Genomic DNA, 24,577 nt, shown 5'->3' with positions numbered 1-24,577 from the left:
CCTGCCGCCGGCCCTCACGAAGGCCGGCGCTTTGCATTTAAGCTCAGGGCCGTTTCGAGCGTCCGCCCATCGCCTTGGTCAGGGTTTCGGCCACGGTCTGTACCAACGGGCCGATGGCCGCGATCTTCTCATCGGGCAGCCGCACGGCCGGACCCGAGATGGATATGCCGGCAACCGCTTCGCCATATTCGTCGAAGATCGGCGCGGCGACGCAGCGCATGCCGAGCGTGTGCTCCTCATCGTCGATGGACCAGCCGCGGGCGCGGATCTCCGCGATATCGCCAAGCAGCTTCGGCAGGCTGTCGCGCGTCTTGCCGGTGAAGTGCTGCAGCGGCCGGCCGGCCAACAGCGTCCCGATCCGCTCATCCGTCCATGTCGAGAGGATGGCCTTGCCTATCCCTGAGGCATGGATCGGCCCGCGCCGTCCCGGCCGGAAGAAGGCGCGCATCGGCGCGTGGCTTTCCACTTGCGAGATGAAGACCACGTCGCCGTCATCCTCGATCGCGATATTGGCGGTCTCGCCGCATTCATCCATCAGCTGCTTGAGGAACGGACGGCTGATCGTGCCGAGCTTGCGGAAGCGGAGATAGGCCGTGCCGATCTCGAAAGCCTTGACGCCGATCGTCCACGCACCGGTCTCGCCATCATGCGTGACCATGCCGTGCTGCGCGAGTGACGTCAGCAGCCGGTGTACGGTAGAGGGCGCCATGCCGGATTGCTCTGCAAGATCGGTGAGGACAGCACCTTCAGCCTCTGCCACCAGTTCCAGAAGCTTAAGGCTTCGGTCGAGCACCTGGACCGAGGAGGGAGCCGCGTTCTCGGACGGCTTTCGCCCCGGCCGGCCTCTCCCTTTTTCCTGATGCTCCGCCATGCCGTCATCTCCTGTCCCTCGGTGGTCATGACATAGCCGGACACGAGCGATTGTTCCAGATTCATTGAAAATGTTTATTTCCACATGATGGTATTGATTTCCACTTTTGAATTGCGCCGTGTGCAGGATGCGTTAGCCTCATCTTCCAGATACGGAGGATTATCCAATGGCAAGAATGCGAGCTGTCGATGCAGCGGTACTGGTTCTGGAGAAGGAAGGCGTCGATTGCGCCTTCGGTGTTCCGGGCGCTGCGATCAACCCATTCTATTCGGCGCTGAAGGCGCGCGGCTCGGTCCGCCACATCCTGGCGCGGCATGTCGAGGGCGCAAGCCATATGGCGGAAGGTTACACCCGCGCCAGCGCCGGCAATATCGGCGTCTGCATCGGCACGTCGGGTCCGGCAGGAACCGACATGATCACCGGCCTCTACTCGGCCTCGGCCGACTCGATCCCGATCCTCTGCATCACCGGTCAGGCGCCGCGCGCCCGCCTCGACAAGGAGGATTTCCAGGCGGTCGATATTTCCAAGATCGCGGCCCCCGTCACCAAATGGGCAGTTACGGTCATGGAACCGGCGCTGGTTCCCTTCGTCTTCCAGAAGGCGTTTCACATCATGCGCTCCGGCCGCCCCGGGCCTGTTCTGATCGATCTGCCGGTTGACGTTCAGTTGGCCGAGATCGAGTTCGACATCGACACCTATGCCTCGCTCGGCGCCTACAAGCCGCAGGCCACCCGCGCCCAGGCCGAGAAGGCCCTGACGATGCTGAACGAGGCCCACCGCCCGCTGATCGTCGCTGGCGGCGGCATCATCAACGCCGATGCCTCCGATCTGCTGATCGAATTCGCCGAAATCACCGGTGTCCCCGTCATCCCGACACTGATGGGCTGGGGCACGATCCCCGACGATCATCCGCTGATGGCCGGCATGTGCGGGCTGCAGACATCGCATCGCTACGGCAATGCCTCGCTGCTCGCCTCCGACTTCGTGCTCGGCATCGGCAACCGCTGGGCCAACCGCCACACCGGCAATGTCGCGACCTATACGAAGGACCGTACCTTCGTGCATGTCGATATCGAGCCGACGCAGATCGGCCGCGTCTTCGCTCCCGATTTCGGTATTGTTTCGGATGCCGGTGCAGCGCTGAAGCTGCTGCTCGATGTTGCCACCGAATGGAAGGCCGCCGGCAAGCTCGCCGATTGGTCGGCATGGGCTGACGAGTGCCGCGACCGGAAGCGCACGATGCTGCGCAAGACGCATTTCGACCAGACGCCGCTGAAGCCGCAGCGCGTCTACGAAGAGATGAACAAGGCTTTCGGCCGCGATACCTGCTATGTCTCGACGATCGGGCTCAGCCAGATCGCCGGCGCCCAGTTCCTGCATGTCTACAAGCCGCGCAACTGGATCAATTGCGGCCAGGCCGGCCCGCTCGGCTGGACGCTGCCGGCAGCGCTTGGCGTACGTGCCGCAGATCCTGACAGGCCGATCGTCGCGCTCTCCGGCGACTACGATTTCCAGTTCATGATCGAGGAACTCGCCGTCGGCGCGCAGCACAAGTTGCCGTATCTGCATGTGGTCGTGAACAATTCTTATCTCGGCCTCATCCGCCAAGCGCAGCGCGGCTTCAACATGGATTTCGAGGTCAGCCTCGCCTTCGAGAATATCAATGCCTCCGGCACGGCCGAACCCGGCTACGGCGTCGACCACGTCGCGGTTGCCGAAGGCCTCGGCTGCAAGGCGATCCGCGTTCGCAGCCCCAACGAATTCCAGGAGGCATTCGCGAACGCCAAGCGGCTGATGGACGAGCATCAGGTGCCTGTCGTCATCGAGTTCATCCTCGAACGCGTCACCAATATTGCCATGGGCGTCGATATCGATGCAGTCATTGAGTTCGAGGACCTTGCCGAGCGCGGCGAGGACGCCCCGACCGCGACGCTGGCGCTGCTGGACTAGGAGGAGAACACAATGCCGAAATTTGCCGCCAATCTGACCATGCTCTTCAACGAGGTGCCCTTCATGGAGCGCTTCGCGCTTGCCGCGAAAGCCGGCTTCCAGGGCGTCGAATACCTCTTCCCCTACGAGTTCGACAAGGCAGCGCTGCGCGCCGCGCTAGACCTTCACGGCCTGACGCAGGTGCTGCACAATCTGCCGGCTGGCAACTGGGCGGGCGGCGAACGTGGCATCGCCATTCTGCCTGACAGGATCGACGAGTTCCGCCGCGGCGTTGCCGAAGCCATCGAATATGCCACGACGCTCGGCTGCCCGCAGGTCAATTGCCTCTCCGGCATCGCGCCCGTCGGCCTGCCGCACGAGGTGCTGCGGACGACCTTCGTCGCCAACCTGAAATACGCCGCCGCAGAACTCGGCAAGCACGGGATCCGGCTGCTCATCGAGCCGATCAACCGCTTCGATATCCCGGGCTTCTATCTCAATACGCCGGATCAGGCTGCGTCGTTGATCGCCGAAGTCGGCAACGACAACCTGTTCATCCAGTACGACCTCTATCACCAGCAGCGGACCCAGGGGGAGCTGATCGGCACCTTCACGAAGCATCAGCCGAAGATCGCCCATATCCAGCTCGCCGATAATCCCGGCCGGCACGAACCGGGCACCGGCGAGATCGCCTATCCCTTCGTTTTCGAACAACTCGACGCCCTCGGCTATGGCGGCTGGATCGGCTGCGAATACAAGCCGCGCACGACGACCGAGGCCGGGCTCGGCTGGTTCGCCGCCGCCTTGCGAGCGCCAGTCAGCGCAGACATTCTCAAGATCAGGAGCTAACACCATGGCAACAATCGGATTTATCGGCCTCGGCATCATGGGCACGCCCATGGCCCGCCACCTGCAGAATGCCGGCCACACCATCGTCACCTCGAAATTCGCCATTCCGCCGCGCCAGGAACTGCTCGACAGCGGCCTGCAATTCGTCGAGACGCCGAAGGCGCTCGCTGAAAGCGTCGACATCATCATCCTGATGCTGCCCGATACGCCTGAGGTGAAGGACGTTCTCTTCGGCGAGAACGGCGTTTCCTACGGCCTATCTGCCGGCAAGCTCGTCATCGACATGAGCTCGATCTCGCCGATCGAGACCAAGGACTTCGCCGCCAGGGTGCGCAAAACAGGTGCCGAATATATCGATGCTCCGGTGTCCGGCGGCGAGGTCGGCGCCAGGAATGCGACGCTGTCGATTATGGCCGGTGGCTCGCAGGAAAGCTTCGACCGCGCGCTGCCGCTCCTGCAGCTGATGGGCAAGAACATCACGCTGGTCGGCGATTGCGGCGACGGCCAGGTCACTAAGGTCGCCAACCAGATCATTGTCGCGCTGACGATCGAGGCGGTCTCCGAAGCGCTGGTCTTCGCGTCGAAGGCCGGTGCCGATCCGGCTCGGGTACGCTCGGCGCTGATGGGCGGCTTTGCCTCCTCGCGCATCCTCGAGGTTCACGGCGAGCGCATGATCAACCGCACCTTCGAGCCGGGTTTCCGCATCTCGCTGCACCAGAAGGACCTGAACCTCGCGCTGCAGGGCGCCAAGACGCTCGGCATCTCGCTGCCCAACACCGCGGCGACGCAGGAACTCTTCAACCAGTGCGCCGCCAATGGCGACAGTGGCCTCGATCATTCCGGTCTGGTCACCGCGCTGGAGCGGATGGCCAACCACGCCGTTGCATGAGAATGGGGCCGGCCGGACGACAATTCCGGCCAGCCCTCCCAACATCAGGAGAGCCCCACATGCCGCCGATCGCTGATCCCCGCGCTTTTCTGGAAGGCCTCTTCCAGGCCGCCGTCGCAGCGGCCGATCCAGACAAGGCGCTGACCGGTTGCCTGCCTGACAAGCCGAAAGGCCGCACTGTGGTCATCGGCGCCGGCAAGGGCGCAGCACAGATGGCCCGCGCCTTCGAACGGCTTTGGGATGGCCCGCTCTCCGGCGTCGTCGTCACCCGCTACGGCTACGCCGCGCCCTGCGAACGCATCGAAATCCTCGAAGCCGCCCATCCAGTACCGGACGAGAACGGCCTTGCCGCTTCCGCCAGACTGATGGCGGCGGTCAGCGGCCTGACCAGGGACGATCTCGTCGTCGCCCTCATCTGCGGCGGCGGCTCGGCGCTGCTTCCGGCGCCTGCCGGAGACCTGACGCTCGCCGACGAGATCGCCGTCAACAAGGCGCTCCTTGCCTCAGGCGCACCCATCGATGCGATGAACGCCGTCCGCAAGCAGGTCTCGCGCATCAAGGGCGGCAGGCTGGCGGCACTTGCCCATCCGGCCCGCGTCGTCTCTCTCGTCGTTTCCGACATTCCAGGCGACAACCTCGCCCTCGTCGCCTCCGGGCCGACCATCCCGGATACGAGCACCGCCGCCGACGCCCTGCGGCTGATCGATCGCTACCGCCTCGATCTCCCCGAAGCGGTGGTGCGCCATATCCGCGCGAGCAGGGACCCGGCGCCACAGCCGGACAGCGCCTGCTTCGCAGGAAACGAAGTGCATCTAGTAGCGTCCGCCTGCGTTTCCCTGGAAGCGGCAGCAAAGGCTGCCCGCAACGCCGGTATCGAAGCGGTGATCCTTTCCGATGCAATCGAGGGAGAGGCGTCCGAAATCGGCCGCATGCATGCGGCCATTGCTGCCGAAATCGCCCGCCGCGACCGGCCGTTTTCGAAGCCCGTCGTGCTGCTCTCGGGCGGCGAGACGACGGTGACGATCAAGGGGACGGGGAGGGGCGGGCGCAATGGGGAATTCCTGCTCTCTTTCGCCCGCGGCATTGCCGGATTGAACGGCATCGCGGCGCTGGCCGCCGATACCGACGGCATCGACGGCTCGGAAGACAATGCGGGTGCCTTCGCCGATGGAACCACCGTCGACCGTCTTCTCAGCCGCCGGATGGATGCCGCCGATCTTTTGGCCAATAACGACAGCTGGTCCGCCTTCAATGCGCTCGGCGATCTCTTCGTCCCCGGACCAACCGGCACCAACGTCAACGACTTCAGGGCGATCCTGATCCAGCCATCCGAATGATCAATATGCGGGAAGGGGAGTGCCATGGCGACCGCTCAAAACTCGGCCCGCCTGATCATCGAAATGCGATCGCTGGCGAAGGACCTCTTCGTCACCGGCATCAACGCATTGAGCCTTGCCGGATCGGGCAACGTCCACTTCCACCCCAGAATGGCGCAGCTCGCCTGCCTCGACGCCGTCCGCAGCGCCGCCTTCCAGTATTTCCAGACCGTGCTGGTAACGCATTCGGCCATAGCTGACGATGCATCATTTTCGGCATCGAAACTGCTCGAACTTGCCGAAGGCGCAGGCACCATCGACGGAGCCGTGGCGATCGTCAACGGGCGCATCCAGAAAGGCCCATGCAACAACCGCCTCGCGCTGAGCTTCGCGCTCGCCGCCGCAAAAGCGCGCCTCCACCGCCCCTGGATTTTTCTCAGCGGCACGACAGGCCACCGCGAACACCGCTATCACTCCGCAGGTGCCCTCGTCGACGCCGGCACATGCCCCTGGATCTGGCCGCTCGGAAAGCAGGCCGATGACCTACCGGTCGATCTTCTGCCACTGCTCGCCGACGCCGGCGGTCTGCTGATGGCGGATGCAGCGGCGTCCTATGCGATGAATATTGATTTGATTCTGCTGGCTTGATGTTTGGCCGACCTATCGGCCTCGCGGCGCCGATCGCTGCTGCCTGAATTTCCGCCATAAAAATGCGATGATAGAGGGCGCTCTTGCATCAACTTTGCAAGGGTTTCACTCCAGCGTTGACTTTTGTCAGCGATGATGACTAATGTCAGGTATCGTTTCCTGAGATGAAAAATGCCAGTTCGATCTACCGATCCAATAATCCATAAGGCCGCTTGGCTCTACTATACGCATGGCCTGCGTCAGGACGAGGTTGCCCAGCGCCTGGAAATCTCCCGCGCATCGATCGCCACCTACCTGAGGCGGGCGCGCGAGATGGGGATTGTCACGATCACCACCTCCTCCGAACTCTTTACAGACGACGTGCTTGCGCGGGAACTGGAAGATGCGGTCGGCCTGAATACGGTCTGGATCGTGCCGGAGGACCGGCAGGCCATGAATGCGGAGGCCGAGATGCCGGTCGTCGCGGCATCCGTATTTCTCGAACTGATCAACAAGGGTGACCGCATCGGCGTTGCCTGGGGCCGCACGGTGTATCATATCGCCGACGTCATGCCGTTTGCCGATCTGCGCGGCGTGACCGTCGTTCAACTCTGCGGCAATCTCGGTGCGCCCTATTCCTACCGGCCCGACCAGTGCACGACGGAAATCGCCCGCAGGCTCAATGCCGAAGGGATCAATCTCTATGCGCCGCTCGTGCTTTCCTCGGAACGGCTTGCCGAGGAGCTTCGTGCTGAGCCGGTCATTCGTGAGCAGCTCGCGACGATTTCCGATTGCGATCTGGCGCTCTATTCGGTGGGTGGCATCGAGAAGGACAGCCATCTCGTCAAATGCGGCGCGCTTTCGGCTGGCGAAATGGATGAGATGGGCGCCAAGGGTGCGGCCGGGGTCATTGCCGGGCAGCTCATCGATCGGGACGGCCGCTGGATGGATTGCTCCCATAACCGGCGCTGCATGTCTGCCGATCTGACATCCATCCGCTCGATCAAGAAGCGCATGCTCGTCGTTCAGGAAGACAACAAGTTTGAATCGCTGGTCGCGGCCCTGAAGGGCGGCTTCGCCTCGCACCTCATCGTCACGACGTCGATGGCGCGGCGCGTGCTGGAGCATTGGAGCCGCGAGGGGCTTGGCAAGGGTGGTTCGGGCACGCCTTGACGCCCACAGGTTCGGGTCCGCCGATGCCGGCTGGGCCGGTTTATCGGGAGGATGACATAATGGAAAATCTCTGGCGCGACGATGACGCCGAAAAGGTCGTTGCAGACTATGCCGCGAAAGGCGTGAACCGCGACCTGGCGCTGCGCACCTATACGACACGGCTGCTCGGCGGCGAGCCGCGGCTGGTTCTGCATGGCGGCGGCAACACCTCCGTGAAAACGGAAATGACCGATCTCGTCGGCGACACCCATGCGGTGCTTTGCGTCAAGGGTAGCGGCTGGGACATGGGTACAATCGAGCCCGCTGGCCTGCCGGCCGTCAAGATCGGCGCGCTGCTGAAGAGCCGCAAGCTCGCCAGTCTCGGCGACGAGGACATGGTGACGCTGCTGCGTGCCAATCTCATCGATCCCGGAGCGCCCAACCCGTCGGTGGAAGCGCTGCTTCATGCCTTCCTGCCGCACAAGTTCGTCGATCACACCCATTCGACTGCCATCCTCGCCATTGCCGACCAGGCAAGGAGCCGGGAGATGAGCGCTGAGCTCTTCGGCAAGAAGATGGGCTTCGTGCCCTATATCATGCCCGGTTTCGCGCTCGCCAAGGCGGCCGTCGAAGTGTTCGAGCGGGACCCGACGGTCGAAGGCCTGATCCTCGACAAGCACGGCATCTTCACCTTCGGCGAGAGCGCGAAGGAAGCCTATGACCGGATGATCCATTACGTCACGGTCGCCGAGGATTACGTGAAGGACAACGGCCGCAACGTCTTCACGCCGGCCGCCCTGCCGTCGTCTCTCGCAAGCCCTGACGACATCGCCCCCATGCTGCGCGGCGCCGTTGCCGTCGACAAAGGCGAGGGGCGTTATGACCGGATGGTGAGCGTCTTCCGCACATCGCCGGCCATTCTCGCTTTCGTGAATGCCGCTGAACTATCGGATATGGCGGCGCGCGGTGTCTCGACCCCCGATCTCTCGATCCGCATCAAGACCGGTCCGATGGTACTGCCGGCGCCTGCCAGGGACGACCTCGCAAGCTATCGCGATGTCATCGACAGCCACGTCGCCGCTTTTGCTGCCGGCTATACGGAATATTTCCGCAGCAACGATGCGCGCGACGACGTCAAGCGCATCATGCTCGACCCGATGCCACGTCTGACGCTGGTGCCAGGCCTAGGCATGTTCGGTCATGGGCGGACCTTCAAGGACGCGACGATCGCTGTTGATGTCGGCGAGATGTGGATCGAGGCTGCGCGCGATGCCGAATCCGTGGGACGCTTCGAACCGGTAAGCCGCCCGGATCTCTTCGATCTCGAATACTGGTCGCTCGAGCAGGCCAAGCTTGCCGGCGCCAAGCCGAAGCCGTTCACGGGACAGGTCGCCATCGTCACCGGCGGGGCGGGAGCTATCGGTGCGGCTGTCGTCAAGGCGTTCGCGGCTGAGGGCGCCCATGTCGTGGCGCTTGATCTCGATGGCGAAAAGGCCGCGGCGGTCGCCAAAGCCGCCGGCAATAATTCGATCGGCATCGCCTGCGATATCACCGATTCCAGTTCCGTGCGGGCAGCCTTCGACAAGGCCGTCGCCACCTTCGGCGGCGTCGATATCGTCGTCTCCAACGCCGGTGCCGCCTGGGAAAGCCCGATTGCCACGATGGACGACGCCGTCCTGCGCAAGAGCTTCGAATTGAACTTCTTCGCCCACCAGACCGTGGCGCAGAATGCGGTGCGGATCATGAAGGAGCAGGGGACAGGAGGCGTGCTGTTGTTCAATGCCTCCAAGCAGGCCGTCAACCCCGGTGCCAAGTTCGGCGCGTACGGACTGCCGAAGGCTGCGACGCTGTTCCTCTCCCGGCAATATGCACTGGAGCACGGCGCCGACAACATCCGCGTCAACGCCGTCAATGCCGACCGTATCCGCTCCGGCCTGCTCAACGATGAGATGATCGCCAACCGGGCTGCAGCACGCGGCGTCTCCGTCAAGGACTACATGGGTGGCAACCTGCTCGGCCTCGAAGTGACGGCGGAAGACGTCGCCCGTGCTTTTGTCCATCAGGCACTCGCCGAGCGCACGACCGCCGATGTGACGACGGTCGACGGTGGCAATATCGCTGCGGCGATGCGCTGATCTTTGATACAAACGGCGGCCCCGCTTTCTCTGCGGGGCAAGAAAAAAGGGGCGGCTCAGCGAGCCGCCCCTTTTCATTCCACCCTTCAAAAAATCAGGGCTTCGGCATCCAGGCCGGCATGGCGACATCGGCATGGGCGAACTGCGGCAGTTTCGTGCCGAGCTCTTCCATGTTCTTAATGTCCTGGTCGTTGAGATCCTTCTGGGTGATCAGCGTCGGCGGCACGATGACCTGCTTGCCCGGATCTTCGCCGGCCAGCAGCATGGCGAGCGAGCGCACCGAGACCTGGCCGACCACGGCCGGGTTGGTTGCGGCTGTCGCCGCCCAGGCGGAGCCCGGCTCGCGCATGGCGGCGATGTCGGAGGTTGAGATGTCGGCCGAATAGATCTTCACGTTGGAAGAGAGGCCGGCTTCATCGACGGCGATCTTCACGCCCTTGGCGAATTCGTCGTAGGGGGCGAACATCACGGTGATGTCAGGATTGGCCGAAATCACCGAGCGTGCCTGGTTGGCGACCGAGTTTGCGATCGGGTTGTCCATCGTGCCGAACTGGGCAGCTTCGTTGATGCCCGAATACTTGCCCTTGAATTCCTTCCAAGTCTCGTCGCGACGGTCGAGCGGCGCGATGCCGGCGACATAGACGTAACCCGCCTTGAAGCTCTCGCCGTTATCCTTGATCGCCTGTTCGAGCGCGAGGCGGGCGAGGTCACGGTCGGACTGTTCGACCTGCGGGATCTTCGGGTTCTCGACGTTGACGTCAAAGGCGACGACCTTGATGCCGGCATCGACGGCACGCTGGGCGGCTTCCTTCATGGATTCCGTCAGGCCGTGCTGAATGATGATGCCCTGCACGCCGAGTGCAATCGCCTGGTCGACCATATCGGCCTGGAGGGCAGCATCCTGGCGGCTGTCGAAGACCTGAAGCTGGACGCCGAGTGCCTTGGCCTGCGCTTCTACGCCGGCGAGATAGGACTGGAAGAAGTCGCCGGTCGAAAGATAGCGCACGAGCGCGATCTTCACGTCGCCCGGCTTGTCGAACGGCTTCGGCATGTCAGCTGCAAAGGACGGCGCGGCAAACGAGGCCGCGGCCATCAGCCCGAGCGTCAGCTTGCCCAGGGTTCTGCGTGTAAAACTCATGTCAGTCTCCTCCACTGGTGAACTTTGGTTATCCGCTGAGGCCTCCCGCCTCAGCGTTTGCCTCTTTTCGAGAGCGCAAAGGTGAAAATCAGGGCGACGACGAGGACGGCGCCCTTGACGAAATCCTGGGTATAATAGGGGGCGTTCATCATCGTCAGGCCCTGCAGCAAGATGCCGACGAAGAGCGCGCCGACGGCAGTGCCGAAGGCATTCGGTTTGGCCGCGCCAAGTACAGCAAAGCCGATCAGGGCTGCAGCGACGGCATCCAGGAGCAGATTGTTGCCCGAGGCGATGTCGCCACGGCCAAGGCGGGCTGCAAGCAAGATGCCGCCGATCGAAGCGAAGACGCCGGAGATGATGTAGGCCCAAATCTTGTAGGCATTGACCGGCGCACCGGCGAGGCTTGCGGCGCGCTCGTTGGAACCGACCGCGTACATCATGCGGCCGAAGCGCGTGTATTGAAGAAAGAACCAGATCACGATCGCGAGTACGATCAGCACCACCACGGAGACCGGCACGAGATTGGGCAGGATCACATCGAAACGGTGGCGGCCGAGCGCCAGGAAGCCGGGGCTGAAAGCGCCGGTCGCCGTCGAGCCGTCCGGCAGCGTCATGCCTGTCGCGATCGAGCGTCCCTCGGTCGGGATTCGCTGGAGGCCGAGCAGCAGGAACATCATGCCGAGCGTCGCGAGAAGATCGGGAACGCGCATGTAGACGATGATGATACCATTGATCAGGCCGACGAGAACGCCGACGGCAAGGCACGCGAGTGTCGCGGTCACAGCATCGCCACCCATGACGACCATCACGTAGGACGACGCCATCATTGCTGTAGTGGCGACCGAGCCGATCGAGAGGTCGAAGCCGCCGACGACAAGCGTCGCGGTAACGCCGAGCGCCAGGATGCCCGTGATCGACACGGATTGCAGGATGAAGACCGCGCTTTGCGGTGAAGCGAAACCGCCGGTCACCAGCGAGAAATAGAGAACCATGCCGGCGAGCAGCACGAGGAAGCCGTATTTGATTGCGGCCTCACGGATGTTCAGGGCTGGCGGAGCAACGGCGCCGGTGGATTTGCTCTCTTCACTCATCATCATGCGCTGACCTGTTGATAGAATTGCCCGGCGAACTCGGAGAGCAGCCGATCGACATCGATGTCGGCATTGCGATGCTCGCCGACGATGGTTTGTTCCGACATCACGAAAATGCGGTCGGCGACTTCGAAGGCTTCGTCGAGCTCTGTCAGAAAAAGAATGGTGGCCCGTCCGGCCGCCGACGCCCTGAGCTTTTCGCCGATATCGCGGCGAGCTGCGATATCGACGCCCTGGAAAGGTTCGTCGAGAATGAGCAGGCGGGAGGCCTCGGAGAGCCAGCGCCCGACCATCACCTTCTGCTGGTTTCCGCCCGACAGGGTGTGCATCTCGTCGCGTTCGCTGCGGCAGACGACACCGAGCGATGAAATCTGCTGGCGTGCCTTCGCCCTTTCCGCCCGCCGGCTGGCGATGCCGAGGAATGAGAGACGGCGCAGGAAGGGCAGGCTGATATTTTCGTAGATGTTGAAATCCGGCACGATACCGCTCATCGCGCGGTCCTTGGCGACGAGGAAGACGCCCCGGGCGATCGCCTGTCCCGTCGTCTTCGGCGCATAGCGCACCCCGTCCAGCGTCATTTCACCGGCTGACGGCGCACGCTCGCCAAACAGCGTTTCGGCGAGCGCCGTCTTGCCGACGCCGACAAGGCCGGTGACCGCGACGATCTCGCCATCACCCAGATCGAAGTCGAACGGCCGCGTCTGGTCTGAAAGCTTGAGGCCGCGAGCGCTGAACACCGGCGCGCCGGCATCGCGCACGGCGACGGCGCCGGCGGAAACCTTGCGGCCAAGCATGGCGTTGACCGCGCTTTCATAATCAAGCTCCGGCCCCTCGAAGCGGCCGGTGATGCGGCCATCGCGCAGCGTCACGATGCTGTCTGCTAGGCGGCGGATATCCGACATGCGATGCGAGATGTAGAGAATAGCGACGCCGCGCGCCTTCAGGCGATCGACGAGATCAAACAGCCGGTTCGCCTCAGCGCTGGAGAGTGACGACGTCGGCTCGTCAAGGATCAGCACTTTTGGCTCGTGCGCCATGGCGCGTGCGATTGCCACCATCTGCCGGTCGGCAAGCGTCAGGTCGTTGATATTGGCGCCCAGATCGATCGCGAGCCCCATGCGGGACGCGACCACGGCAGCCTCGCGCCGCACCCTGCGCGGATTGAAGAACAGCCGCGCCCCGCGTCCGTTCAGCCGGTCGAGCGTGAGGTTGGTCGCCACGTCGAGATCGGCAACGACGCCGTCATTGATGTTCTGGTGAACGGTGACGACACCAGCCCGGATCGCTTCAGCCGGCGTCGCCGGATCGAAAGCGGTCGCAGCCAGCGTGATCGTGCCCGCGTCTCGCATGTAGACCCCGGAGAGGATGCGGACGAGCGTGGATTTGCCGGCGCCATTGGCGCCCATCAATACCGTCACTGCGCCTGCCTTGAGGTCGAAGTCCACACCCTGCAGGACCGGTACCGGACCGAAGGATTTGCGCACGCCCTCAATGCGAAACAATGCCTGTTCGCTCATTTTCTCCTCCCATTGATCCCAAGTTAGGACAGCATCTCGTCAAATGTCAAGACGGTTGACATTTGACAGAATGATGCCTTAGCTGTGGGCAAAGAGGGCATGGCGGCAGGCAGAGGAGGCGGCCCCATGTTCAGGAGGAGAACATATGGATAGCCACGTCTTTGAGGCGTTGAGTATAGAGTCATTGCCGGTACGGCTCGGCGGCAACGCTGCGATCACGCAAAGAATCGGTGACGATTGCGGCCGTTGGCAGGTCCATGAGGTCGGCGACGGCAACCTCAACCTGGTGTTCATCGTCACCGGCGAGAAAGGCACGCTAATCGTCAAGCAGGCGTTGCCCTATGTGCGCCTGGTCGGCGAGAGTTGGCCGCTGCCGCTCAAGCGCTCGTTCTTCGAATATCATGCGCTGAAGCGCCAGGGCGCGCGCGACCCGGGCATGGTCCCGGAAATTCTTCACTTCGACGAGGCGCAGGCCATCATCGTCATGGAGTTCCTGACGCCCCACGTCATCCTGCGCCGCGCGCTGATCGATGGGCGCGAGCTGCCGAAAATCGGCCGCGATCTCGGGCTGTTCGTCGCCCGCACGCTCTTCCGCGGCTCGGATCTTCATATGCCGACGCGTGACAAGAAGGCTGATGTCGCGCTGTTCAGTGACAATGTCGAGCTTTGCGACATCACGGAAAATCTCGTGTTCTCCGATCCTTACTTCGAGGCGGCGCTCAACCGTCACACGACGCCACAGCTCGATCCCCTTGTTGCGGAGCTTCGCGCCGACCGCGACCTGAAGGTGGAGGCGCAACGCCTGAAGCACATCTTCTCGGCCAAGGCGGAAACGCTCTGCCACGGCGACCTGCACACCGGTTCCGTGATGGTGACCGATGACGAGACGCGCGTCATCGATCCGGAATTCGCTTTCTACGGACCGATCAGCTTCGATGTCGGCATGCTGATCGCCAATTTCTGGATGAGCTACTTTTCACAGTCCGGTCACGAGACCGCGCCGGGCGCGCGCGACAGCATGCGCGCCTACCTGCTCGATACGATCGACACGCTCTGGGAAACATTCCGCGCCGAGTTTTCGAACCTGTGGCGCACCGAGCGCAAGGGCATCCTCTATCAGGCGAGCGTCTTCGAGAACCGCAATGATGTACTCGCTGCCGAGCAGGCGTTGAACCTCGTCATCAGCGAAATATGGGGTGAAATGCTGGGCTTCGCCGGCATCGAAATCCACCGCCGCATCCTCGGCCTTGCTCACAACGCCGATTTTGAAACCATCGCCGACCTCGACCGCCGCGCGAATTGCGAAAGCAAGGCACTGACGTTCGGGCGCCACATCGCCGTCAACCGGCAACGTATCCACAGTCTCCGCGACATTCGCGAGACGGTGGAGCGGCTAGAAAAGGAGACTATCGCGTGAAAGTCGGAGAACGCCATTACCACACTATATGGCTCAACGACGACAGCCGCGCTGTCGACATCATCGACCAGCGCTGGCTGCCGCACGAGTTTCGTGTCGTTACGCTGAAGACCGTCGCCGAGGTCGCGGTCGCCATACGCGACATGTGGGTTCGCGGTGCGCCGTTGATCGGCGTGACGGCGGCCTACGGCGTTGCGATCGCCATGGCAGCTGATCCCTCGGACAAGCATCTCGATTCTGTCTGGGAAGATCTCAACGAAACCCGCCCGACCGCCATCAATCTGCGCTGGGCGCTGAATGCGATGCGCGATCACCTGCGGCCATTGCCGGAAAGCGAACGGGCCGAGGCCGCCTACAAGCGCGCTGCCGAAATTGCGGAAGAGGATGTTCAGCTCAACCGCGCGATCGGCGCCAATGGCCTGGATATCATTCGGAAGATCGCTGCCGGCAAGAAGCCCGGCGAGCCGGTGCGCGTCCTCACCCACTGTAATGCTGGCTGGCTTGCGACCGTCGACTACGGTACCGCGACCGCGCCGATCTATATGGCCGTCGAGGAAGGCATTCCGGTTCACGTCTATGTCGACGAAACCCGGCCGCGTAACCAGGGCGCCTATCTCACGGCCTGGGAAATGAATGGCCATGGAGTGCCGCATACGCTGATCGTCGACAATGCCGGCGGCCATCTGATGCAGCACGGCGATATCGACATGGTCATCGTCGGCACCGACCGCACGACGGCGAACGGAGATGTCTGCAACAAGGTCGGAACCTACCTCAAGGCGCTTGCGGCGCGCGACAACGGCGTGCCCTTCTATGTCGCCCTGCCGTCGCCGACGATCGATTGGACGGTGCATGACGGCATCAAGGAAATCCCGATCGAGGAGCGCTCTGCCGACGAAGTCAGCTTCGTTCAGGGAAAGGCGGCAGATGGCTCGATCTCGAGCGTGCGCATTTCACCCGAAGGAAGCCCCGCCGCCAACCCGGCCTTCGACGTTACGCCTGCTCGTCTGATCACCGGCCTGATAACCGAGCGCGGCATCGCAACGCCTTCGCCAGAAGGTCTGAAAGCACTTTTCCCCGAACGGAACTGAGACGATGACCCTATCCAACCATAAATCCACGGAAGACATCGCGCTCGGAATCCGGCGCCGGGTCTTCTTCCATACGATGGCAAACAATGGCGGCTATCTGAGCCAGGCCTGCTCTGCCGCAGAGAGCCTTGCGCTGCTCTATAACGAATTTCTGACGCTCGGCGCGCCCACGCTTCCCAAGGTGCCACTGCCATTCGCAGGCGTACCATCGGCACATAATCCCGACGCGTTCACCGGTGCTGGCTACCACGGCCCGTTCGCGCCCGAGTTCGATCGGCTTTTCATTTCGCCGGCGCATTATGCGCTGGTCATCTACTCGGCCCTGATCGAGACCGGACGCATGGACGAGCATGCGCTCGACCACTTCAACAAGGACGGTGGGTCGGTGGAGATGATCGGCGCCGAACATAGCCCCGGGATGGAAGTAACGACGGGCTCGCTGGCACAGGGGCTTTCGATGGCCTCGGGTGTCGCTTGGGCGCGATCGAAAAAGGGCGAACCCGGTAAGGTCTGGGTCTATATGTCGGACGGGGAATTTCAGGAGGGACAGACCTGGGAGTGCCTCGCGGCCATGTCTTATCACCAGATCGACAATATCCGGGTGATCGTCGACGTGAACCGGCAGCAATGCGACGGTGCGATGTCCTCCGTGCTGGATCTCGGCGATCTTGCCACACGAGTGAGCTCCTTCGGCGTCACATGCCGTTCGGTCGATGGTCACGACCTCAATGCGCTCCGGGAAGCGGCGGCCAGCGCCGAAGCCGGGAAGCCGCTGGTGATCCTCGCCAACACGTCACCCTATCAGGGCATGAACTTCCTGAAAAAGCGCTTCCCGCGCCTGCATTACGTGCGGTTCAAGAGTGCGGACGAGCGGTTGGAAATGCAGACAGCCCTTGCCGCCGAACTCGGCATCGACATGAACGCAGCAGAGAGGGCCTGACCATGGTCGAGATTGTCAATCGTCCCTATGCTAAGGCGTTCGAGGCCTTCGCCGTCACGCGTCCTGAGGTGCTATGCCTTTCGGCGGATCTGACCTCTTCCTGTGAGGTCGATGGTTTCAGAGACCGGCATCCCGAGCAGTTTCTCTCGCTTGGCATGGCCGAGCAGAACATGCTGTCGTTCGCCGCCGGCCTCGCCATGCAGGGTTATCGCCCGTTTCTTCATACGTTTTCGGTGTTTCTCTACCGCCGTCCCTACGACCAGCTGATCAATTCCATCGCCTATTCCAATCGCAAGGTGCGCCTCATGGGCTTCCTTCCGGGGATCACTACGCCCGGCGGTATTACCCACCAAGCGATCGAAGACATTTCGGTGATGCGCGCAGTACCGAATATGACCGTGCTGGAAACTGGCGACGCGACCGAAGTCGAAACCGTCCTCGACGTCGCTGACGCCATCGACGGCCCGGTCTACGTGCGCGTGCTGCGCGGGGAAGTGCCGAGGCTCTTCTCCACGCCGTTCGAATTCAACAAGCTGCGAACGCTTTCCGAGGGAGATGACATTCTCGTGGTGAGCTCCGGTGTCTGCACCGAAGAAGCACTTCGCGCGATTGGACCGCTGACCGATCGCAAGATCGGCGTTCATCATCTGCATGTCTCGACGTTGAAACCTTTCGACAGGGCAGGGCTGCTCAAGGCCGCGCGCGGCAAGAAGGGCATCGTCACGCTGGAAAATCACCTGGTGACAGGCGGCCTCGGCTCACTGGTGGCCGAAATCCTCGCCGAGGAAGGACTTGGCATCCGGCTGAAGCGGCTCGGTCTGAACGACACCTTTGCACATGGCGCCTCCAAGCCATATCTGATGAAGAAATATGGTCTCGACGCCGGCGCCCTCGTCTCCGCCATTGAGGCGCTTCTCGGCAAGACGCTCGATATCGGCGAGGAAGAACTGATGGAGGTGCGCCTCGATCACGTTCATTCGGCGCAGAAGGCCGAGGCGCTTTGATGGCTGAGCGCTTTACCGTCACCTATTTCATCCGCGAGGCAGACGCTGCGGAGGCGAAAGCCCGGGCGCTCGACATCGCGCTTGAGCAAACCGTCGAGATCCCTCGTGCTGCTGTCCCGAAGGGCTACGTAGAGGATGTGATCCTCGGCCGCCTGGAGGGCCTCGAACAGGTGAGAGACGGCCGGTCGGGCTTTCTGGCGACCATCTCCTATTCCGAGGATGATGTCGGCGGCGATTTCCTGCAGTTCCTCAACATCGTCTTCGGCAACAGCTCCATCAAGCCGGGTCTCAAGGTGGAAGATATCGGTCTCTCATCCGGCATTCTCGATCTCTGCAAGGGGCGGCCGCGCCATGGCATTGCCGGTTTACGGGCGCGCGCCGGAATAGGCCAGGCGCCTCTGCTCATGTCGGCGATCAAGCCGGTCGGTTTGTCGACAAAGGAGCTGGCCAGTCTGGCCCACGACTTCGCGATTGGCGGTGTGCATTTCGTCAAGGACGATCACGGTCTTGTCGATCAACGGACCTCTCCATTCAGTGAACGCCTGAGGGCCTGTGTCGCGGCTGTCGGCGAGGCCAACGCCAAAACCGGCGGCAGGACGAGCTTCGTTCCGAATATCACGGGACCCGCGACGGCAATCGTCGAGCGAGCCAAAGAGGCGCAGGAAGCGGGGGCAGGCGGCGTCATGATCGCACCTGCTCTTGCCGGCTACGATATCATCCGCACGCTCGCGGCCGATCAGGATTTCACGCTGCCGATCGTCTCTCATCCGGCTTTCTCGGGCGCCAACGTCGTGTCACCCGATTGCGGCTTCACGCATCGTACCTTCTTCGGAACCCTGCACAGGCTGATGGGGGCAGATGCCGTCATCTATCCGAATTTCGGTGGCCGTTTCGGCTTCAGCCGTGAGGAGTGCCTGTCGATCTCGGGTGCCTGCTCGGCAGAACTGGGTGGCTTGAAAACCATCGCGCCGGCTCCGGGCGGCGGCATGACGCTCGATCGGGTAGGCGAGATGCGCGCAGCCTATGGCAACGACATCATGTATCTTGTCGGCGGTGCGCTGCTTATGGATCCGGACGGTGTCGTTGCTGCGTGCCAACGCCTCGTCAGCAAGATTTATGACTGAACTTGGATCCGTGCGGCGGCTCAGCTGAGCCGCACGTTTTTTGTCTGGCCCGGTAGGCTCCCGCGACCAGAAGAATTTCGGCCGCCACGCTGATGTCGTTGGGGCAGGGGAGCTAGTGCTGCCATCGCCCTAGCCGATGCCACTCCCCGCAATCCCGCAAATTTCTCCAATCTTTCCAATTACCTACGGTGAATCGTTTGATTATCGACAAAAAACACTTGCGACCATCGATTTAGATGATAACGTTTCAACTAAATTGAATGCCGAATGCGACAGTCAACGTTTGGGAGGACGTGACATGACCAGCAGCAGTAGATTTATGCCTGAAATCAGCCGCCGCACCCTGCTCGCAGGGGCAGGGAGTGCGGCCCTAGTAGCGATGACGGGCGGTGCCCGGGCACAGGAGGCCGTCAGCGGGGAGCTTGTCGTGCTCAACTGGCTCGGTGGTTCCGAAGCCGACATGATGAAGACGGTTCAGGCCGGGTTCCTGAAGAAATATCCCGATGTGAAGATCCGCGAAGTGCTGATCACCGGCCAGGGCGATATGCGCGGCGGTATCCGCACGGCGCTGATGGGCGGCGAGGTGGTCGATGTGCTGATCAACACCTGGCCTGCCTTCCGAAAGGAGCTGCTGGATGCCGGCATGCTTCGGCCTGTCGACGACCAGTGGAAGAGCTTCGGCTGGGACAAGGTCATCAGCCAGTCTTGGAAGGATCTCGGCGCCATCGATGGCAAGACCTACGGCTTGACCTACACGTTCGGCGACCGTTCCGGCATCTGGTACAAGAAGGAACATCTCGCCAAGGCCGGCATCGCCGCGCCGCCGAAGACCTGGGACGAATTCGTCGCAACCTTCGCGAAGCTAACGGCCGCCGGCTTCTCGGCACCGGTCGCAATTCCCGGCAAATACTGGGCGCATGCCGAGTGGTTCGAAACACTGCTCCTGAGGACGGCCGGCGTCGAGACGGCGGCGAAGCTTGCCGCGCATCAGATCCCCTGGACCGATCCGGTGGTGAAGACCGCGCTGACGAAATACAGCCAGATGCTGCAGGCAGGCTGCTGCGGCGCCACCAACGGCATGCTCGCCAATGACTGGGATGGTGAAGCCGACCAGATCTTCCAGGCCAATGCCAAGAACTACCTGCTGATCGGCATGTGGATGAACAACCGCGCCAAGAACGACTACAAGCTCGTCGAAGGCAAGGATTACAGTCTCTTCCAGTTCCCGGCACTCGGCATGGGCCATGACGACACCTCGAGTGTCGATGCCAAGGAACTCTTGGTCACGGCAAATGGCACCAACCCGAAGGCTGCGGACGCATTCCTCGACTATTGGACCAGCGCCGAAGCCGCCAATATTCTCGCCAAGGCAGGTTACGCCTCGCCGAGCAGCAATGTCGACAAGTCGCTCTATGGCGAAGCCCAGAAGGTGGCGACGGAAGCGGTCGCGAGCTCGAAGCTGCAATTCGTGCTCGGCGATCTGCTGCCCGGCGACCTCGTCGACGAGTATCGTGTCCAGCTGCAGAAGTTCCTGCAGGATCCGTCGGAAGCGAATATCGACACGGTGCTCGCCGCCATCGAGGCCAAGGCCCAAGGGTCTTACTGATGCTGGGCTCCTCCGCTTCCCCTGTCCGGGGAGCGGCGGGCGTGATGCAGGGTTCTCCGCTGGCTGGCATCCAGGGCCGCCGGCGTCTGCTCAGGGACACGCCCGCCGCACTCATCCTGATCGCACCGGTGATCGTGCTTTTTGCGATCGCCGTCGTCTATCCGCTGGCGGAAACGATCCGGCTGAGCTTCTGGGATATCCAGGGGCTCAGAAAACCGGCTTTCATCGGCTTCGGGAACTACGCCAAGCTGTTCGCTGACGCGGCTTTCCGCCATACGCTGCTGACGACGCTGATCTTCACGATCGGGACGACGGTGATCTCGGTCGGGATCGGCTGGGTGCTGGCGATGATGTGCGCCTTCGCACCGCGCGAAACACTGCCGTTCCGGGTGATGATCTTTGCAGCTTTCGGTATATCGGAGGCGGTTTCAGGCTATATGTGGCTCGGCATCTACCGGCCGGATGCCGGGGGGCTGCTCAATTCGCTGATCCAGCTTCTTGGCTTTCAGGGTTTTGCGCACGCCTGGCTCGGTGACGCCAACACGGCGCTCTGGGCGCTGATCATCGCCGCCTCCTGGAGCGGTGTCGGCCTGCCGCTGATGCTGATCTTTGCCGCCATCCAGGCGATCCCGAAATCGGTTCTGGAGGCGGCCTATATGGATGGCGCCAAGCCGGTCTCGACCATGCGCCACATCATGATGCCGCTGTCGATGCCGGGCGTCCGCGTCGCCATCTTCATCAACCTGCTCGGCGCGCTGCGCGCTTTCGATATCATCTACATCCTGACCGGCGGCGGGCCGGTGCGTTCCACGGAGACGGTCGGCTATTTCATGTACCGCGAGTCCATGACCCAGTTCAAATTGGGCTACGGGGCGGCCGCCACCGTCATCCTGCTGCTCGCCGTTCTCATCGTCTCCATTCCCGCGATCATCCAGCGGACGGCAGGTGCACGATGATTGGCAAAGCACCCCGCTGGATCATTATCGCCGTCGGCATCGTCGCCTGTATCTGGGTGATCCCGATCCTCGGCATCGTCGTCACCTCGCTGCGCCCGCCGCAAGGCGTGTCGCTTGGATGGTGGCATTTCGAGAGCTTCGATTTCACGCTCGATGCCTGGCGCAAGGTCTGGGACAAGTATCCGCTGGCACCCTCTATGTGGGTGACGATGAAGACCGCGGCGATCGCAACGGCGCTGACGATGCTTCTGACGCCGGCCGCCGCCTACGCCTTCCACTTCCTGAATTTCCCGTTCAGGCGCCTGCTGCTGATCCTGATCATCAATGCCTTCGTACTGCCGCAGCAGGTGGTGATCATCCCGCTCTTCACGCTCTGGCGCGATCTCGGGCTGATCGACAGCATCTTCTCGGTGCTGATCCCCTATGTTGGCCTGTCCTTTGCCTGGTCGATCTTCCTCGTCAAAAACTTCTTCGAGGACTTTCCGCGGGAGCTCGTCGAGGCCGCCCGGATCGACGGCTGCGGACCGCTCGCGACCTTCCGCCATGTGGTGCTGCCGAACAGCCTGTCGCCGATCTTTGCGGTCGGCATCCTGCAGTTCCTCTGGACATGGAATGCGCTGCTTTTGCCGATGCTCTTCCTGCGCAGCGATGTTCCACTTCCGGTGCTGCTCGCCCGCATTTCGGGCAGCTACGAAATCAACTGGGACCAGAGATCAGTGGCCGCCATCATCACCACCATCGTCCCGCTTGTCGTCTTCCTCGTCTTCCAACGTCAGTTCGCCGCCGGCTCGCAGACCCGCACCGGCGCAAAGGAATAGAACCATGCCGAAACTCACCAACAAGCCGCTCCGCTACCGCCAGATCCATCTCGATTTCCACACCTCGGAGCATATTCCGGGCATCGGCTCGGATTTCGATCCGGAGGCTTTCGTCTCGACGCTGAAGGCGGCGCATGTGGATTCCATCACGATCTTCGCCAAGTGCCATCACGGCTGGTCTTATTATCCGACCAAGGTCGGCAAGCCGCATCCGCATCTGGCGCGGCCGGATCTGCTCGGCGATATGGTCAAGGCTCTCTCGGCCGCCGATATCGAAAGCCCGATCTATATCTCGGTGCAGTGGGATGAGCTAACGGCGCGCGAGCATCCGGAATGGCGGGCGATGAGCGCCTCCAACCGCTACCAGCACGCTCTGCCCGGCGATCCCTCCGCCGGCAAGCAGCTGAGCCCGGCCTGGCATACCCTCTGCCTCAACCACGAGGGCCTGAGGAAATACATTCTCGATCAGGCACGCGAAGTCGCCCAAATCTATCCGACGCAGGGCCTGTTCTTTGACATCATCCTGACGCCCGATTGCGTCTGCGCCGCCTGTGTCGAGCGCATGCAATGCGAGGGCCTCGATCCCGAAAATCCTGCCGATCGGCTGAAGAATGATGAGGCCGTCAACGAGCAGTTCCGCCGCGAGACCAGCAAGGCGCTGTTCGAAGAATTCCCGGGCCTGCGGGTGTTCTACAATTGCGGCCACATTCACAAGCAGGGGCCGGAGCGCTTCGGAACCTATTCGCATCTCGAGCTCGAAAGCCTGCCGACCGGCGGATGGGGTTACGACCACTTCCCCTCAAGCGCGCGCTATGCCGCGACGCTCGGCATGGACTTTCTCGCCCATACCGGAAAGTTCCACACATCTTGGGGCGAGTTCGGTGGCTTCAAGCATCCAGACGCCCTGGAATATGAATGCGCCCAGATGATCGCGCTCGGTTCCAAATGCCTGGTCGGCGATCAGCTGCATCCGAACGGTGCGATCAATCCCGATACCTATGCCTCGATCGCGCCCGCCTACCGGCGCGTCGAGAAGATGGAGCCTTTCCTGGAAGGCGCCAGGCAGATCTCCGAAATCGCGATCCTTTCGGCCGAGCATATGAACCCTGAGGGCGCTCGTAACCATCCGAGCGACGATGGCACCGCGCAGATGCTGCAGGAGTTGAAGCGCCCCTTCGATGTTATTGATATCTCAGCCCGTTTTGAACAATATCGGCTGCTGATCCTGCCCGACGAAATTACTGTCGATGCCGCCCTCGCGGCCCGGCTCAAAACCTACCTCTCCAACGGCGGCAAGCTCATCGCCTCCTGGCGTTCTGGTCTGGGCGAAGATGGCCGCTTTGCCGTCGATTTCGGCATCGAGCGCCAGCCCGAACCGGTGTCTTTCAAGCCCAGCTACGTAAAGGCCGACAAGGTGCTCGACGCGTCGATGCCCGAGACTGCCTTCGTCTTCTACGACGAGGCGGAGACCGTTCGCTCTACCGGCGCAACGGTGCTTGCCGGCATCTACCCGTCCTATTTCAATCGCTCCTACAAGCACTTCTGCTCGCATCAGCACGCGCCCGACAATCCGGATGCCGATATGCTGGGTGCCGCGGTTACCGAGCATCGCGGTGCGGCCTATATCGCCTATCCGATCTTCCGGCTCTACCGGGCCATGGGTCAGCCGCTCTACAAATATGTCGTGCGCGGTCTTCTTGACCGCCTCGTTCCGAACCCGGCGATGGTCACCGACCTGCCGTCTTCCGGTCGCGCAACGTTGACACGCCAGGTCGAGCACAACCGCCATGTCCTGCACCTTCTCTACGGGCCGCCGCAGATCCGCGGCAAGGCTGTTCGCGGTGACGACGGTTCGACGCGGGTGATGGAGATGATCGAGGACATTCCGGCGATCGGCCCAGTCAATGCGACGGTGCGATTGCCTGAGAAGCCGAAGCGGGTATTCGACGCGATGACCGGCGAGGAACTCGCGTGGCATGCTGGCGCCGATGGCGCCGTCAGCATCACCGTGCCGCGCCTCCACATCCACAGCGCCGTGGTCTTCGAAGGCGCGTGATGGAGGCGGCCGTCGCCGGACGGCCGCTCGGCGCCTCTGCTGCTTGCGCT

The 24,577-nt window shown here is 62.4% G+C and carries 20 protein-coding genes; 16 read left to right on the top strand and 4 right to left on the bottom strand.

What is annotated here, in order from left to right:
* Positions 1-43: 43 nt before the first annotated feature.
* Positions 44-871: an HTH-type transcriptional regulator BhcR gene (bhcR, locus tag ACEN84_RS28680; RefSeq protein ID WP_413711434.1), complete on the bottom strand. Its 828-nt coding sequence runs from the start codon at positions 869-871 to the stop codon at positions 44-46.
* A 166-nt stretch (positions 872-1,037) separates the two neighbouring features.
* Here bhcR and gcl point away from each other — a divergent pair, with 166 nt between their 5' ends.
* The 7 genes from gcl to ACEN84_RS28645 all read left to right on the top strand — a co-directional run bounded on the left by gcl (position 1,038) and on the right by ACEN84_RS28645 (position 9,769).
* Positions 1,038-2,822, top strand: coding sequence for a glyoxylate carboligase (gene gcl / locus ACEN84_RS28675; RefSeq protein ID WP_413711433.1), 1,785 nt, complete (start codon positions 1,038-1,040; stop codon positions 2,820-2,822).
* 12 nt (positions 2,823-2,834) lie between these two features.
* Complete coding sequence (hyi, locus tag ACEN84_RS28670) at positions 2,835-3,650, top strand: hydroxypyruvate isomerase (protein ID WP_413711432.1); 816 nt, start codon at positions 2,835-2,837, stop codon at positions 3,648-3,650.
* 4 nt (positions 3,651-3,654) lie between these two features.
* Positions 3,655-4,539 (top strand): 2-hydroxy-3-oxopropionate reductase, encoded by an 885-nt coding sequence (locus ACEN84_RS28665; RefSeq protein WP_413711431.1) that lies wholly within the window; start codon positions 3,655-3,657, stop codon positions 4,537-4,539.
* A 59-nt stretch (positions 4,540-4,598) separates the two neighbouring features.
* Positions 4,599-5,876 carry a glycerate kinase gene (locus ACEN84_RS28660; RefSeq protein ID WP_413711430.1) on the top strand — a complete coding sequence of 426 codons (1,278 nt, stop codon included), beginning with the start codon at positions 4,599-4,601 and terminating at the stop codon, positions 5,874-5,876.
* 24 nt (positions 5,877-5,900) lie between these two features.
* Positions 5,901-6,503: a hypothetical protein gene (locus ACEN84_RS28655; protein WP_413711429.1), complete on the top strand. Its 603-nt coding sequence runs from the start codon at positions 5,901-5,903 to the stop codon at positions 6,501-6,503.
* Positions 6,504-6,674: 171 nt separating this feature from the next.
* Positions 6,675-7,655 carry a sugar-binding transcriptional regulator gene (locus tag ACEN84_RS28650; RefSeq protein ID WP_130281113.1) on the top strand — a complete coding sequence of 327 codons (981 nt, stop codon included), beginning with the start codon at positions 6,675-6,677 and terminating at the stop codon, positions 7,653-7,655.
* A 59-nt stretch (positions 7,656-7,714) separates the two neighbouring features.
* Positions 7,715-9,769: a bifunctional aldolase/short-chain dehydrogenase gene (locus ACEN84_RS28645; protein ID WP_413711428.1), complete on the top strand. Its 2,055-nt coding sequence runs from the start codon at positions 7,715-7,717 to the stop codon at positions 9,767-9,769.
* Between the two features lie 94 nt (positions 9,770-9,863).
* Here the strand turns inward: ACEN84_RS28645 and ACEN84_RS28640 are convergent, their stop codons facing one another.
* From ACEN84_RS28640 to ACEN84_RS28630, 3 genes are read right to left on the bottom strand one after another with little or no spacing between them, the layout of a single operon-like run.
* Positions 9,864-10,907, bottom strand: a complete 1,044-nt coding sequence (locus ACEN84_RS28640; protein WP_413711427.1) for a substrate-binding domain-containing protein — start codon at positions 10,905-10,907, stop codon at positions 9,864-9,866.
* A 50-nt stretch (positions 10,908-10,957) separates the two neighbouring features.
* Positions 10,958-12,001 carry an ABC transporter permease gene (locus ACEN84_RS28635; protein WP_413712511.1) on the bottom strand — a complete coding sequence of 348 codons (1,044 nt, stop codon included), beginning with the start codon at positions 11,999-12,001 and terminating at the stop codon, positions 10,958-10,960.
* On the bottom strand, positions 12,001-13,515 hold the full coding sequence (locus tag ACEN84_RS28630) for a sugar ABC transporter ATP-binding protein (protein ID WP_413711426.1): 1,515 nt from the start codon (positions 13,513-13,515) through the stop codon (positions 12,001-12,003). Before ACEN84_RS28630 ends, ACEN84_RS28635 begins: the two co-directional genes overlap by 1 nt.
* A gap of 145 nt (positions 13,516-13,660) precedes the next feature.
* Here ACEN84_RS28630 and mtnK point away from each other — a divergent pair, with 145 nt between their 5' ends.
* The 9 genes from mtnK (at position 13,661) to ACEN84_RS28585 (ending at position 24,527) form a co-directional block, all read left to right on the top strand.
* Positions 13,661-14,932: an S-methyl-5-thioribose kinase gene (gene mtnK, locus ACEN84_RS28625; RefSeq protein ID WP_413711425.1), complete on the top strand. Its 1,272-nt coding sequence runs from the start codon at positions 13,661-13,663 to the stop codon at positions 14,930-14,932.
* Positions 14,929-16,023: an S-methyl-5-thioribose-1-phosphate isomerase gene (mtnA, locus tag ACEN84_RS28620; RefSeq protein WP_413711424.1), complete on the top strand. Its 1,095-nt coding sequence runs from the start codon at positions 14,929-14,931 to the stop codon at positions 16,021-16,023. The genes mtnK and mtnA overlap by 4 nt, the downstream gene beginning before the upstream one ends.
* Before the next feature lie 4 nt (positions 16,024-16,027).
* Positions 16,028-16,963 carry a transketolase gene (locus ACEN84_RS28615; RefSeq protein WP_413711423.1) on the top strand — a complete coding sequence of 312 codons (936 nt, stop codon included), beginning with the start codon at positions 16,028-16,030 and terminating at the stop codon, positions 16,961-16,963.
* A gap of 2 nt (positions 16,964-16,965) precedes the next feature.
* Positions 16,966-17,967: a transketolase family protein gene (locus ACEN84_RS28610; protein WP_413711422.1), complete on the top strand. Its 1,002-nt coding sequence runs from the start codon at positions 16,966-16,968 to the stop codon at positions 17,965-17,967.
* Positions 17,967-19,091 carry a RuBisCO large subunit C-terminal-like domain-containing protein gene (locus ACEN84_RS28605; protein WP_413711421.1) on the top strand — a complete coding sequence of 375 codons (1,125 nt, stop codon included), beginning with the start codon at positions 17,967-17,969 and terminating at the stop codon, positions 19,089-19,091. The genes ACEN84_RS28610 and ACEN84_RS28605 overlap by 1 nt, the downstream gene beginning before the upstream one ends.
* A 298-nt stretch (positions 19,092-19,389) precedes the next feature.
* Positions 19,390-20,697, top strand: a complete 1,308-nt coding sequence (locus tag ACEN84_RS28600; protein ID WP_413711420.1) for an extracellular solute-binding protein — start codon at positions 19,390-19,392, stop codon at positions 20,695-20,697.
* Entirely contained in the window at positions 20,697-21,653 is a 957-nt protein-coding gene (locus tag ACEN84_RS28595) for a carbohydrate ABC transporter permease (RefSeq protein WP_203430878.1), read from the top strand. Before ACEN84_RS28600 ends, ACEN84_RS28595 begins: the two co-directional genes overlap by 1 nt.
* A complete protein-coding gene (locus ACEN84_RS28590; RefSeq protein ID WP_112717818.1) occupies positions 21,650-22,471 on the top strand; it encodes a carbohydrate ABC transporter permease in 822 nt (273 codons plus the stop codon). The genes ACEN84_RS28595 and ACEN84_RS28590 overlap by 4 nt, the downstream gene beginning before the upstream one ends.
* A gap of 4 nt (positions 22,472-22,475) precedes the next feature.
* Positions 22,476-24,527, top strand: a complete 2,052-nt coding sequence (locus ACEN84_RS28585) for a beta-galactosidase trimerization domain-containing protein (RefSeq protein WP_413711419.1) — start codon at positions 22,476-22,478, stop codon at positions 24,525-24,527.
* The last annotated feature ends 50 nt before the right edge of the window (positions 24,528-24,577 follow it).

This window comes from Rhizobium sp. Rhizsp82 (assembly GCF_047325115.1).
Lineage (GTDB): Bacteria > Pseudomonadota > Alphaproteobacteria > Rhizobiales > Rhizobiaceae > Rhizobium.
The sequence above is the reverse complement of the archived record's forward strand: the minus strand, read 5'-3'. Positions and strand labels throughout refer to the sequence as shown.

Excerpts from the sequence above, each read along its gene's own strand:
- mtnK (WP_413711425.1), top strand. The coding sequence starts at position 13,661 with ATGGATAGCCACGTCTTTGAGGCGTTGAGTATAGAGTCATTGCCGGTA.
- ACEN84_RS28590 (WP_112717818.1), top strand. The coding sequence starts at position 21,650 with ATGATTGGCAAAGCACCCCGCTGGATCATTATCGCCGTCGGCATCGTC.
- ACEN84_RS28660 (WP_413711430.1), top strand. The coding sequence starts at position 4,599 with ATGCCGCCGATCGCTGATCCCCGCGCTTTTCTGGAAGGCCTCTTCCAG.
- ACEN84_RS28610 (WP_413711422.1), top strand. The coding sequence starts at position 16,966 with ATGGTCGAGATTGTCAATCGTCCCTATGCTAAGGCGTTCGAGGCCTTC.
- ACEN84_RS28600 (WP_413711420.1), top strand. The coding sequence starts at position 19,390 with ATGACCAGCAGCAGTAGATTTATGCCTGAAATCAGCCGCCGCACCCTG.
- ACEN84_RS28655 (WP_413711429.1), top strand. The coding sequence starts at position 5,901 with ATGGCGACCGCTCAAAACTCGGCCCGCCTGATCATCGAAATGCGATCG.
- ACEN84_RS28585 (WP_413711419.1), top strand. The coding sequence starts at position 22,476 with ATGCCGAAACTCACCAACAAGCCGCTCCGCTACCGCCAGATCCATCTC.
- ACEN84_RS28605 (WP_413711421.1), top strand. The coding sequence starts at position 17,967 with ATGGCTGAGCGCTTTACCGTCACCTATTTCATCCGCGAGGCAGACGCT.
- ACEN84_RS28645 (WP_413711428.1), top strand. The coding sequence starts at position 7,715 with ATGGAAAATCTCTGGCGCGACGATGACGCCGAAAAGGTCGTTGCAGAC.
- hyi (WP_413711432.1), top strand. The coding sequence starts at position 2,835 with ATGCCGAAATTTGCCGCCAATCTGACCATGCTCTTCAACGAGGTGCCC.
- ACEN84_RS28640 (WP_413711427.1), bottom strand. The coding sequence starts at position 10,907 with ATGAGTTTTACACGCAGAACCCTGGGCAAGCTGACGCTCGGGCTGATG.
- bhcR (WP_413711434.1), bottom strand. The coding sequence starts at position 871 with ATGGCGGAGCATCAGGAAAAAGGGAGAGGCCGGCCGGGGCGAAAGCCG.
- gcl (WP_413711433.1), top strand. The coding sequence starts at position 1,038 with ATGGCAAGAATGCGAGCTGTCGATGCAGCGGTACTGGTTCTGGAGAAG.
- ACEN84_RS28615 (WP_413711423.1), top strand. The coding sequence starts at position 16,028 with ATGACCCTATCCAACCATAAATCCACGGAAGACATCGCGCTCGGAATC.
- ACEN84_RS28635 (WP_413712511.1), bottom strand. The coding sequence starts at position 12,001 with ATGATGAGTGAAGAGAGCAAATCCACCGGCGCCGTTGCTCCGCCAGCC.
- ACEN84_RS28650 (WP_130281113.1), top strand. The coding sequence starts at position 6,675 with ATGCCAGTTCGATCTACCGATCCAATAATCCATAAGGCCGCTTGGCTC.
- ACEN84_RS28665 (WP_413711431.1), top strand. The coding sequence starts at position 3,655 with ATGGCAACAATCGGATTTATCGGCCTCGGCATCATGGGCACGCCCATG.
- ACEN84_RS28595 (WP_203430878.1), top strand. The coding sequence starts at position 20,697 with ATGCTGGGCTCCTCCGCTTCCCCTGTCCGGGGAGCGGCGGGCGTGATG.
- ACEN84_RS28630 (WP_413711426.1), bottom strand. The coding sequence starts at position 13,515 with ATGAGCGAACAGGCATTGTTTCGCATTGAGGGCGTGCGCAAATCCTTC.